We start from the raw sequence: 12,527 nt of genomic DNA, 5'->3' as shown, positions 1-12,527 counted from the left end.
GGGGGGGGGGGGGGGGCGGCGGGGGCGGGCGCCGCGCGGGCGGGGGCCCGGCGCCCCCGGCCCCCCCGCCCCCGCGCCCGGTCCCGCGGGGGAGGTCGGTGCCGCGCCGAACCCGAGATCCACACACACACCGGGATCGCTGGGTTGCCGGGGCGCCGGCCACCGCCCGGCCGGCGCCCCGGCCCCCACGTCGGCGCCGGGGGGGCTGGTGCCGTGGCCGTCACGGTGGGGTGCACGGGGGCTGAGCTGGGTGGACGGGAAACTGTCGTACCCGCGTTCTAAGTTTCCGCGCATGGTTACCGCGGCTTACTCGTATCTCGCGTCGTCGACACTGGACGACGGGCTCACCCTGCAGACCTCCGGCGGGCCGGCGGCGCACCCGCGATTCTTCACCGGGTTCCTGACCGATCCGGGGGCCGCGGCGACCGGGCTGCTCGCCGTCGCCGAGGTCGCCCGGACGCGGTATTTCCGGCCGCTGCCGCCGGCCAGCCTCGATCCGGTGGTGACCGCCGGGGCGGACCGGCTGCGGTTCGAGTCGTTCTCCGGGTGCTGCGGGGTCTACGCGCGGATGGACGTGCTGCCCGGCGGGCTGGACGGGGAGATCGTCGCGCACGGCACCACCAACGTGGACGTGAACCTGCCGCTGCAGCGGGCGCTGGGCCGGGTCGGGCGGGCCGACCCGATGCACGTGGCGGTCGGGCCGGACGACCTGACCGTGACCACGTTCGACGGTCCGCTGGTCGAGCGGAAGGTGCCGCTGCCCTCGCGCTGGCTGCGCGGCTTCGCCGAGGCGCAGGTGCTGACCTCACGCTTCGACCCGCGGGCCGAGATCGGGGTGGCCGACGCGCGGCTGCTGATCAACCGGCTGCCGGTCACCGACCGGGCGGTGCTCTGGGCGGTCCCGGCCGGGCGCGGCCTGCGGCTGACCTCCCGGCCCGCTCCCGGTGCGGTCTGCCTGCCCGGTGCCGGCCGCCTGACGGCCCTCAAACCCTTCCTGCGGTACGCCACGGCGCTGCGCGTCTACGGCCCCCCGGTGACCGCCGGGAGCGGGCCGGTCGCCAGCACCTGGGAGCTGAGCACGCCGTCGCTGCGCCTCTCGCTGACCCTGTCGCCGGAGCCGCAGCGCGGGTTCTCCGGTGAGGGGGCGGTCCTGGAGTCGCTCGCCGGCGACGAGGTCTCCGACGACGCCGACCTGATCAGCGCCCTGCTCTCCTGGGACCCCACCATCGACGTGGACGGCCTGGCCACCGCGGCCGGGCTGCCCGCCGGGCGGGTCCGGGACGCGCTCACCCAGCTCGGCACCGCGGGGCGGGTCGGCTACGACGTCGCGGAGGCCGGCTACTTCCACCGGACGCTGCCGTACGCGGCGGACGCCGTGGAGCGGATGAACCCCCGGCTGCGCGGCGCCCGGTCCCTGGTCGAGGCGGGCGCGGTGACCGTGGGCGGGGAGGTGTCGGCGGTGGCCAGCGGCGCGGAGACCTACCACGTACGCCATGCGGCGCAGTCCTGCACCTGTCCCTGGTGGGCGAAGCACCGCGGGGAGCGCGGGCCCTGCAAGCACGCGCTCGCGGTCCGGATGGTCCGCAGCGGCGAGACGGCCGGCGCGGAGCTCGACGAGGTGACCGCATGAGCCTCACCTGGGACGAGATCGACCACCGGGCACACCACGCGAAGCCCGCCCGGCTCACCCGCGAACTGCTCGCGATCTCCGAGGAGGAGCGGCTGGCCCTGGCCCCGGCGATCGACGCGGGCATCAAGGCCGCCGACCCGGACCGCTGGTGGAGCCGGGACGGCCAGAACCCCAACCCCGGGTACGCGCTCGCCGTGATCGCCTGCATGCCGTCCGCCGCGCGGGTGGCCGCGGCGCTCTCCCGGCGCGGCATGCGCGGGTGGAACAGCACGGAGCCCGACCACTTCCTGGAGATCGCCCGGGCCCGGGAGCTGACCTGGCTCGGCGACCTCGGCGAGCGGCTCGCCCGGAAGGTGCCGGCCCGGGAGACCTGGGGCGGCGAGTGGCCGTTCGCCGCGGCGGTGCTGGCCGCCGGGGGCGCCGAGCCGCCGGTCACCGAGGGCGTGGTGCGGAGCTGGATCAACGGGCTGCTCCGGCCCGGCCGGCGGGAACCGGTGCCGCCGCTGAGCATCCGGATGCGCGAGGACCCGTTCCTGCACCTGCTGCTCCCGGCGGTCTTCGAGATCGACGGGATGGGCGCCGAGCTCGGCGGCGGGTACTGGGACGAGGCGAGCAGGGAGTGGCAGAGCACCCCGCGGCTGCCGGCCGTGCTCGCGCACCTGGTCGCCGACGGCACGTGTGAGCGCAAGACGATCCTGGACGCCACGATCGACCGGCTGCTGCGCCCGGACAAGCCGGCCGTGCTGCGCCCGTTCGTGATGATCCACGACGCGCTCGCGCCGACCCTGGACGAGTGCGCCGCGCACGCCCTCGACTACGCGCGGATGCTCCCCGAGGCGCCCGGCCCGATCGCGACGCTGGCCCAGCGGGCGCTGCGCACGGTCGGCGACGCCGGGCGCCTGGAGCTGGAGACGCTGCTGGAGGCGAGTGTCCCGGTGCTGTTGCGCACCGAGAAGTCGCTGGTCAAGGCCCAGCTGACCTGGCTGGACCGGGTCGCCCGCCAGGAACCGGAGCGGGCCGGTGAGGTCTGCGAGACCATCGCCGTCGCGTTCGGGCACCCGGCTCTGGACGTACAGGAGAAGGCTCTTGATCTGGTGGGGAAGCGGGTCGCGGCGCTCGATCCCGGCACGGTCGAGCGGCTGGCCGACGCCGCGGTGGCGCTCACCGGTGACCTGCCGGCGCGCGCGGCCGGGCTGTTCGGGACGAGCGTGGCCGAGCCCGCGTACCTGCCGGAGCTGCCGCCGCCCCCGCCGCCGGCCGTGATGCCGGCGCCGATCGCCTCCGCCGCCGAGCTGGCCGAGGAGGTGGTCACCCTGGTCCACGAGCCGTCCGCGGTCGGCTGGGAGCGGGTCCTGGCCGCGCTGGTCGCCCTCTACGCGGCCGGGCGGCAGGCCGACCTCGCCGCCGCGCTGCAGCCGGTCCTCGACCGGTACCCGGGTGACTTCGAGGAGAACACCTGGAACCGCGATGCGGTGACGATGATGCTCGGCGAGGTGATCCGGGCGGCGAGCGGCGCGCCACAGCACCGGAACGTCACCAACTGGATGCAGAGGTCGCTGCGGACGGCATGGCAGGAGGGCCGGCGCGGCGGGACCGACTCGATGTTCTCCGCGAAGCCGGACGGCGTGCTGGCGGTCCGGGTCGCGGAGGTGGCGATCCAGCTGACGGCCAGCATGGTGCCGATGACGGTGGCCACCCCCACCCACGTGACCGGCAGCCTGGACGCGGCCGAGCTGCTGGCCCGCCTGCGCCGGGCCGAGGCCGAGGGCTGGCAGCCGTGGCCGTTCGACTTCGAGCAGGCGCTGCTGCGGCTGCCCCGGGAGACCGATCCGGCGGTCCGCGCCGGTGCCGCCGCGCTCACCTCGCCGGCCGGGCGGCAGTTCGCCGCGTGGATCGACGGCGGCGGGCTGCCCGACCCGGTGGTCACCCGGTTCGAGCAGGCCTCCGACCCACGGAAGCGGCACTGGGAGACGGAGCCGCAGCGCCGGGTGGTGGCGGCCCTGCGACCGGCCCGGGACGGCGGGCTGCGCCTGGAACGCCAACTGGTCACGCTGACCCCGGACGCCGAGCCGGACAACTGGCCGGACGACTTCGCGGACCGGGCCGGGGTGCTCGCCATGGTGCTGCCGCATCACCGGGAGTTCGCGGCGGCGTGGGCGCTGCCCGAACTGGCGGCCCAGGCCGACGAGGACAAGCGCGACGGCGGCACGCTGCTCCCGGTCATCGCCGAGCTGGGCGGGCCGGCCGGTCCGGCGCTGGCGCTCGCGGTGGCGTACGCGTTCGGCGCCCGCCACGACGCCAACCGGGTCGCGGCGCTCGACGCGTTCCTGCTCCTGGCCGCCCGGGGCGAGCCGTCCGCCGCCGCGACCGGCGCCACATCGTTCCCCGCGGCGGCCGGTGCCGAGCTGGGCGCCCTCGCCGCGGCGGGCCTGCTCAAGCTGAGCCGGGCCGTCCCGGCGCTGACCGACGCCTACCGGGCGGGCGCCGCGGCGGCGATGTGGGAGCTGCTCGCGGCGGCGCTCCCCGCGCTCCTCGCGACGACCCCGCGCGGGCTGCCCGACCTGCTGGAGCTCGCCACCCAGGTGGCGGGCACGGTCGGCGCCCGCACCGCGATCCCGGGGCTGGCCGGGGTGGCGGCGCGGCCGGGCGGTACACGGGTGGTGACCGAGGCGAAACGTCTCTGTACCGTGCTCGGACCGGAGGCGGCCGCATGATCCCGCGATGATCATGAGTGTGGCCGCGTGGATCGTGCGGCACCGGCGGCCGGCGCTGATCGGCGCCCTCGGCCTCTGGCTGGCGGTGAGCCTGATGCCGAAGCGGGCGGACGGTCACGCCGGCGTGGCCGGCGGCGCCGTGCTGGGACTGACGTTCATGATCTTCATGCTCCTCTCGATCACCGACCGGGAGGCCGGGCGGACGTACGCGCTGGAGCTCGGCGACCGGTCGCTGCGGACCCCGCGGGGCGGGTTCTTCCCCGGGCTGGGCCTGGCAGGCATCTGGGTCGCCACCCCCCTCAGCGCGGTCGGCGTCTGGCCATGGGTGACGGCCGTCCCGCTCCTGCTCGCCGGTTACTTCGGCGGGCGGTTGTTCGGGAGCGGCCACGCCGTCACCCTCACCCCGGAGGGCCTGGTCGCCGAGCGGTCGCGGGGCACCGTCACCGTGCCGTGGACGGCGATCGGCGGGGTGCGCAACCCCAGGGACGGCGCGGTCCGGCTGGAGATCGCCGAGCCGGAGCTGATCACCGTCACCGGCCGGGTGCGGCACCGCAAGCGCCTGCACGCGGAGCGGCTGAAGGACCGGTACCTGAAGGCCACGATCCGCTACTTCCTCGACCACCCGGAGGAGCGAGAGGCGATCGGGACCCGGGACCGGGTGGAGACGGGCGCCCTGGGACATCTCCTCGACGGCGTGCACTCCTTCACCGGGTGGTGCGCCCTCCCGCTGTTCCTCCGCTCGTTCCTCGACCTCATCGAGGTGCTCGCCGTGCGCGGCTCCCGCGCCACGAACTGACCCGGAGGATCCGCAACCGCACGGCACCGTCACGGGTCCCGGACGTACACCCCCCGACCTGGAATCTCTTTCACATGCCCGGCGGGCCACACCGCCGGACAGACTCGGGGGAGATCTGATTTTGCGTTCGACGCTGCGTAAGACTGTTCTGACGCTGGCCGCTCTCGTCGCCGGTGGTGCCGGCGCCGCGATGGCGACCACGCCGGCTCAGGCCGCGCCGAGCACCACCAAGGCCACCACGAGCACCACCTGCACCACCGACGCGAAGCTGGTCCCGAGCTGCGGCATCCTCTGGGGTGGCGCGGCGGGCGGCTTCACCAGCGCCCCGCGTGACACGGCGCTGAAGAGCTGGGAGGCCGCCAGCGGCCGCACCGCCACCGTGTTCCACGCGTACCACAAGGGCAACGAGCCGTTCCCGACCAAGTCCGAGATTGCGATGACCAGCGACGCCGCGAACCCGCGCGTGCTGCTGCTCAACTGGAAGATCGCCTACAAGTCCACCTGGGCGGCCGTCGCGGCGGGCGAGCAGGACGCCCGGATCGACGCTTTCGCCAAGCGCGCGAAGGCGTACGGTAAGAAGTTCTTCCTGGTCCTGAACCACGAGCCGGAGAACGACGTCATCGCCAAGGCCGGCTCCGGCATGCAGGCGAAGGACTTCGCGGCGATGGAGCGGCACACCATCGCCCGGCTGCGCGCGCAGGGCGTCGGCAACGTCGTCAACGTGCTCGCCTACATGGGCAACGAGAAGTGGATGGCGAAGTCCTGGTGGGCCGACCTCTACCCCGGCGACGACGTGATCGACTGGATCGGCCTGGACTCCTACGTCTCGGTCGAGAAGGGCTACCACTTCGGTAAGTTCGCCGACCTGCTGGACCGTAAGCCCAAGGGTGGCCTCGGCTTCTACGACTGGGCGACCACCAAGCACGCCGCGAAGCCGCTGATGGTCGCCGAGTGGGGCGCCTACCACCGCGTGGGTCACGTCGCCGACAAGTCCGCCGTCTACCGCAGCGTCCTGCCCGAGCTGGCCAAGCGCCCGGCGATCAAGGCGCTCGTGCACTTCGACACCAAGCACGACGACCAGGGCGACCGCGACATCAGCATCGACAGCACCAAGAACGGGCTCGCCGCCTTCCGCAAGCTCGCCGCCGACCCGATCTTCAACGTCAAGATCGGCTGACCTCACCCTCCCCTCACGGAAGTGCCGCCCGGTCCCCCGCCGGGCGGCACTTCCTTTTTGCGGGTACGCGTCACGGCCCGCCCGCCGCGCTCAAGAGGTGCTCCGCCGGCCCGCCCTCCGGGACCGCGCCCCCTTCACCCCGGCCATGATCATGCCGCCGCCGATGATCGCGAACGCGAGGAGCAGGTTGGCGGCGCTCCCCCAGAAGCTGTGCGCGCCGAGGGCGTCCTCGGCCCACGATTCCCCGACGACCGCCCCGAGGAACAGCGCCACGCCCCCGGCCAGGTTCCCCACGACCGCCCGGAGCGACGGCGGCTCGCCCGCAGGCTCGGTGACCGGGCGCGGCTCGACGGCCGCGCGCAGTCGTTCGTACCCGGCCTCGGTGCCGATCGAGTCCCGCTCCGCCGGGCGATCGACGAAGTGCCGGATCGCCACGGCGAGGGGCTGCGGGCGGATCAGCTCCGCCTCGACCCGGTCCTTGCGGAACACCACGCCGGTCGTCGTGACGAGCTCGGGCCGCGCGAAGCTCAGCGTCACCGCGCCGGTCTCCCCCGGGCGGTGCACGCCGCGAAGCGCCTCCCACGGCACCGTCACCGTGCCCAGTTTCCGCTCCGTGACCAGGCCGTCCGGGGTAAGGGTCACCCCACTGCCGTACCAGAGGGATCGAAGAAAGAAGAAGACGCCGCCCCCGAAGAACGCCACGAGCGCCGCCCAGGCCGGATCGAACCGGACGTGGGTGGACTCCCGGACGCCGAGCCCGGCCAGCAGGTTCGCCATCGTGATCAGCAGAAGCCCGAAGGCGACCGGGAAGCCGCTGCTCCTAGTCCGCAGTTCGCCGTCGCGGCGCTCCAGGGTGAACTCCCGCACCCGCCCCGGCTCGGTGAACCCGATCAGGCTGAGGACGAGGACCGCGCTCCCGGCCAGGATCGCGTCGATCACGGCGACCGGGGCGCCGGCGCTCTCGGCCGACGCCGCGATGGCCGTGAGGAGTACCGAGAGCGAAACCGTTCCCCCGACCAGCGCCCTGCGATACCGCACCAGCCACTGCGAAAGCCCCGTGATCATCGCGGCAGTGTAGGCGCCGGGCTTGCCAGGCGTGCCGGACGTGCCGGGCTTGCCGGGCTTGCCAGGCGTGCCGGGCTTGCCGGGCTTGCCAGGCGTGCCGGGCTTGCATCGGCGCTCGTCACCCGGTAGCCAGGGGTCATGACGTGGATCTTCGACGGGCACAACGACCTGGCCATGCGCCTACGGGAAGCGCACGGATCGAGCGTCGAGGGCCTCGGCACCCACCGCCCGGAGTTACAGACCGACATCCCCCGCCTACGGGCCGGCGGGGTGGGCGCCCAGTTCTGGTCCGTCTACGTCCCCTCCGACCAGCCCGAACCGCTCGCGGTCGCGCACACCATGGAACAGATCGACCTCGTGCACCGCCTGATCGCCGCGTACCCGAACGATCTGGAACTCGCCCACACCGCCGACGACGTCGAGCGCATCGTCGCCGCCGGCCGGATCGCCTCCCTGATCGGCATCGAGGGCGGCCACTGCCTGAACCGCTCCCCCGGCGTGCTGCGCTCCTTCGCCCGCCTCGGCGTCCGGTATGTGACGCTGACCCACAACCACCACACGGCCTGGGCCGACTCAGCGGCCCAGGCCCCGGGCTCCCAGCCCACTGCCGCCCAGCCCTCGGGCTCCCAGCCCTCTGTCGGCCAGCCCTCTGTCGGCCAGCCCTCTGTCGGCGGCGGGCCGACGGGTTCCGGGGAGGCCGGTGACCGGGGCCCGGGCGGCGGCGGCCTGACCGGTGAAGGCCACGCCATCGTCCGCGAGATGCAGCGGCTGGGCGTGCTCGTCGATCTCTCCCACGTGGCGCCGCAGACCATGCACGCCGCCCTGGACACCGCCACGCTCCCGGTGATCTTCAGCCACTCCGGCGCCCGCGCGGTGACCGACCATCCCCGCAACGTCCCGGACGACGTCCTGCCCCGCCTGCGCTCCAACGGCGGCGTCGTGCAGGTCCCGGTCGTCGCCCCGTTCGTCTCCCCTGCCGTCCTGGCCTGGCACCGCGCCGCCGACGCGGAGTGGCAGCGCCTCGGCCTGCCCGCGCCGGAGGACGAGTGGCCCCGGGCGCCGTACGCCGGCGAGCCCTCCCCACCGCGAACCCGCTACCACGACCGCGCCGGCGAACCTCGTTTCCGGCCCTGGCTCGCCGCCCACCCGAAGCCCTCCGCGACCGCTCACGACGTGGCGAACCACCTGGACCACATCCGCGACACCATCGGCATCGACCACGTGGGCCTGGGCGGCGATTTCGACGGCACGTTCGAGGTCCCCGCGGACCTCCCCGACGTAGCCTCGTACCCGACCCTGCTGGCGGAACTCCGCACCCGCTCGTGGTCCCCGGCCGACTTGACGAAGCTCACCCACGCCAACGCATTGCGGGTGCTCCGCGCGTCCTCCCAGCACCCGGATCGTCCCTGAGCTCCGTTTTCGCGCCCGCCGCCCTGCCCCCGCCTTAGCCGCCCTGCCCTTAGCCGCCCTGCCCTTAGCCGCCCTGCCCTTAGCCGCCCTGCGCGCCCGCCGCCGTCCCACCCTCAGCCATCCCACCCGCCGCCGGCCCGCCCTTAGCCATCCATCCTTAGCCGTCTCACCCGCAGCAGTTGGTCATTTGGTGCACTGAATCGTCACACAGGGTTATTTTGATACGGAGCGCGTCACGGCAGGTGATCTCGCGACACGTCACGGAAGGTAATCTTGCGGCGCGGTGCGCTCGACACCCCGCCCCTGTCACGGCGGCTCCACCAGGGAGCGGGCCAGCGGCAGCGAGGCGGTCTCCCCGAAGACGGGGCTCCTGGGCGGCGGCGTTACGCTGCGCCGCCCAGGCTCCGGCATGGTGTTTCCGGCCGGAAAGAGTGCGGATCCGCCGGCACCCGCACCTGGGGTTCGCATGCCGGTCGACCGGCGGATCGGCCGGCTCGCACCGCAAAGCTTCTTGGGCTCCACGACGACCACCGGATGATGAGCGGGGTAGCTCGCTCAAACATGAAGATCATACGGTTTAGCGGGCACCCCTCTCACACCCGACCCCATCCATCGATCAAGCCCCTTTCCCGCAGACCGGGACACTCCACATTGACCATTCCCACTACACCGGCTGCCACCTGCCCAGATCTCCCCGGCCGCCGGGCAGGGCGCGCCACCCGCTCGTCCCAGTAACGCTCCGGCGCCGCCGTGAGGTCACGCTACGCAGCCACCCGTCCGGCTTGCCGCAGGCTGGCGCGTCTCTTCCGGAGTGAGCATCCCCTCCGGCGATACGGCTCCGCCGCCCCGGGCCGGCATGCCCACGAACGGCACGAGCGCGACGCCGCACGCACACGAACGGCATGAGCGGGGCGACAGACGCACACGAACGACACGAGCCGGACGACAGACGCACACGAACGACACGAGCCGGACGACAGACGCACACGATCAACCACAAGCGGGGGCGGCAGGTGCCCACGATCCGCGATCGTGTACTTGCACAGCCGCCAGAGGGGCGCCAGAACGACTCAAGCAGCGATCGGGAACTCCCACCGCCCCGGCCAGCCATGATCGTGAACCCGGACCGCCCACAGCACCTATCACTCACGAAGAAACACCCCGCAGGCCACGGCCCGTCCGGCTGCCGCAGACGACGACCCGGCCGGCTGCCGCAGACAACCATCCGCCGGGCTACGCCGGGCAGCCGCCGTTCAGCCCTGCGGGCGGCCGCCCGTAGGGCTATGCCGGGCAGTCATCTGTCCGGCCGTACCAAGCCGCCACGGCCCAACCGCGCTCATATGCCGGGCAGTCACCTGTCCGGCCGCGCCAAGCCGCCACGGCCCAACCGCGCTCAGCGGCTATTCGCGTTCCTCTCCCGGGCTGGCCGGTCCACGCTCTTCGGACGGGCTTGTAGAACTACGCTCCCGTGACGAATCGGTGGCCCCGTCGCCCTCTGCAGGCCCGTCGGCCAGCCCCTCAGCTGCTTCAGTCGCGGGCGGCTGTGGCGGGCGACGGCCACTCCTCGGTCGCGGGGCGGGTCGTCGCCGGGGCCGGTCCGCCGACGCCGCTCCGGCCGGAGTGTTCCCGTTGCTCCCGGACTGCGGAAGGTCGTCTCCGGAGACATCGTGCGCGCCATCACTGCCAGCCGACGCCTCGGGAGACTCGGCCGACTCCGGTCCTTTCGCCGGGGTCCCCTTCACCGGGGTCCCCTTCACCGGGCTCCCCTGAGCAGCGGTTCCCGTCGCAGCGGGCCGCGCCGGGGTAGCCCGCTTCCGAGGCGCACGCGCTCGCTTCGCCGGAGGCACGGCCGGTGTCGCCTCCGGCGCCGGTTCCTCCGGCACGACCGCGGTCGGCTCCTCCGGCACAAGCGGGGTCGGCTCCTCCGGCACAAGCGGGGTCGGCTCCTGTGACACAAACGGGGTCGGCTCCTGTGACACGGTTGCCGGCGGCTCATCCGTGGCCGTCGCGGCGGGCTTGCTTTCGGTAGCCGTCGCGGGCTCCTTCACCGCGGGCTCCTCGACGGCCGTAACAGCCGGCTCCTCGACGGCCGTAGCGGCGGGCTTCTCGGCATCGCCGACAGGCTTCTCCACCACTGCGGACTCCTCCAGCACCGCGGGGTCTTCCAGCACCGCGGGGTCTTCCAGCACCGCGGGGTCCTCCAGCACCGCGGGGTCCTCCAGCACCGCGGAGGTCTCCTCGGTGGCGGAGAGGAGGCCCTTGGGTGCGGTCGGCTCCCGCCCGGCGGTGGGCTCGGCGGGCGGGAGGCCGGTGCCGATGGCGGCGTAGACGGCGGGGCGTTCGCGGCCCAATCTGCGGCCCCACCAGATACCGAGGACGTACACCAGAAGGAATGCCAGCGGGGCCGACCAGACCTTGGCCGGGTTGTCGGAGCCGAGCAGGTCGCCGAAGAAGGCGACGGTGAGCAGCAGCACGAGCACCAGGAAGACGGCGGAGATCCACGGCGCGACCGAGCGCCGCCATCGGCTCTCGCCGTGCGCGTCGCGGCGGAAGAATCGGATGACCGCGATCGCGGCGATGGTCATCAGGGCCAGCACGCCGAGGCCGCCGGAGACCGTACCGAAGAAGAACAGGTCGGTCGTCGGGTTCCAGGTGGCCAGCGCGAAGATCACCAGCACGACGAGGGCGAGCGCGGACTGGGAGAGCGACGCGGTCACCGGGACGTCGTCGCGGGTGCGGGCGAGGTAGCCGGGCAGCACTCCCTCGCGGGCCACGGTCAGCGCGTACCGGGCGACGGTGTGATGGAAGGCCAGCATCGCGGCGAACAGGCTGGTCGCGAAGAAGATCCGGGCCAGGTCCAGCACCGCGGTCGGCAGATAGGGCTCGGGCAGCACGAAGAACAGGTCGCTGAGGTGCTCGGAGGCCACCTGGATGATCTGGTCCGGGCCGGCGACCACGGACATCGCCCAGGCCGATCCGCCGTACAGTACCGCCGCGACCAGCAGTGTCAGGAAGATGGCGCGGGCGACCGTACGGGACGGGTCGCGGGCCTCCGCCGCGTACACCAGCGGTGATTCGAAGCCGACCACCCCGGCGACCGCGCCGACCAGCAGCGACACGCCGCCGACGGTGGCGATCAGGGCGGGGTCGAGAGTCGCGAAGGAGACCGTGCCGCCGGCCGGGTGGCCGACCATGGTCGCGTCGAAGGTGAGAACGATGAGCACCTCGGCGCAGACCAGCACGGTGAGGATGCGCGCGTTGAGGTCGATCGCCAGCCGGCCGAGGAGGGCGACGACCGCCCAGCCGAGCAGCGCCCAGACGATCCACGACACGTCCAGGCCGAACGCGTCGAGCGCGCTGTGGGCGGCCACCCCGAACGCGCCGTAGAGGCCGATCTGCATCGCGTTGTAGGCGAGTAGCGCGACGAAGGCGGTGCCCACGCCGGCCGGCCGGGTCAGGCCCTTGGCGGCGTACGCGTAGAACGCGCCGCTGTTGGGCACGTGGCGCGCCATCGCGGTGAGGCCGACCGCGAAGATCGCGAGCACGATCGCCACGGTGACGTAGGCGACCGGAATGCCTTTCTCCTGCACCTGGCCGTACCCGAGGGGCAGCGCGCCGGCCACCACCGTGAGGGGGGTCATCGCGGAGACGGCGATGATGAACACCGCCCAGGTGCCGAGTCTGCGGGTGGGCTGCCGGGTATGCACCGTCTCGGTCACGGCGCCTCCTGTCCAT

At 73.5% G+C, this 12,527-nt stretch carries 7 protein-coding genes; 5 read left to right on the top strand and 2 right to left on the bottom strand.

The genetic code is table 11. The annotated features are described in order from the left end of the window. Nucleotides 1-292: 292 nt before the first annotated feature. The 4 genes from AB0M08_RS37995 (at nucleotide 293) to AB0M08_RS37980 (ending at nucleotide 6,317) form a co-directional block, all read left to right on the top strand. Nucleotides 293-1,630 carry an SWIM zinc finger family protein gene (locus AB0M08_RS37995; RefSeq protein WP_364504594.1) on the top strand — a complete coding sequence of 446 codons (1,338 nt, stop codon included), beginning with the start codon at nucleotides 293-295 and terminating at the stop codon, nucleotides 1,628-1,630. Next, the gene (locus tag AB0M08_RS37990) at nucleotides 1,627-4,344 is read left to right on the top strand and encodes a DUF6493 family protein (RefSeq protein WP_364504592.1); all 2,718 of its coding nucleotides are present in this window, start codon (nucleotides 1,627-1,629) and stop codon (nucleotides 4,342-4,344) included. The genes AB0M08_RS37995 and AB0M08_RS37990 overlap by 4 nt, the downstream gene beginning before the upstream one ends. A gap of 7 nt (nucleotides 4,345-4,351) precedes the next feature. Next, nucleotides 4,352-5,140 carry a hypothetical protein gene (locus tag AB0M08_RS37985; protein WP_364504590.1) on the top strand — a complete coding sequence of 263 codons (789 nt, stop codon included), beginning with the start codon at nucleotides 4,352-4,354 and terminating at the stop codon, nucleotides 5,138-5,140. 121 nt (nucleotides 5,141-5,261) lie between these two features. After that, nucleotides 5,262-6,317, top strand: a complete 1,056-nt coding sequence (locus AB0M08_RS37980; RefSeq protein ID WP_364504588.1) for an endoglucanase — start codon at nucleotides 5,262-5,264, stop codon at nucleotides 6,315-6,317. A 90-nt stretch (nucleotides 6,318-6,407) separates the two neighbouring features. On the opposite strand, the gene AB0M08_RS37975 is transcribed toward AB0M08_RS37980, so the two are convergent. Continuing rightward, complete coding sequence (locus AB0M08_RS37975; RefSeq protein ID WP_364504586.1) at nucleotides 6,408-7,382, bottom strand: hypothetical protein; 975 nt, start codon at nucleotides 7,380-7,382, stop codon at nucleotides 6,408-6,410. A 138-nt stretch (nucleotides 7,383-7,520) separates the two neighbouring features. Here AB0M08_RS37975 and AB0M08_RS37970 point away from each other — a divergent pair, with 138 nt between their 5' ends. After that, entirely contained in the window at nucleotides 7,521-8,792 is a 1,272-nt protein-coding gene (locus AB0M08_RS37970) for a dipeptidase (protein WP_364504584.1), read from the top strand. Between the two features lie 1,400 nt (nucleotides 8,793-10,192). Here AB0M08_RS37970 and AB0M08_RS37965 read toward each other — a convergent pair. Beyond that, nucleotides 10,193-12,511, bottom strand: a complete 2,319-nt coding sequence (locus AB0M08_RS37965) for an amino acid permease (protein WP_364504582.1) — start codon at nucleotides 12,509-12,511, stop codon at nucleotides 10,193-10,195. Nucleotides 12,512-12,527: the final 16 nt, after the last annotated feature.

Source organism: Actinoplanes sp. NPDC051851 (genome assembly GCF_040681165.1).
Lineage (GTDB): Bacteria > Actinomycetota > Actinomycetes > Mycobacteriales > Micromonosporaceae > Actinoplanes.
Note: the sequence above shows the minus strand (reverse complement) of the source record. Positions and strands in the feature narration are given on the sequence as shown.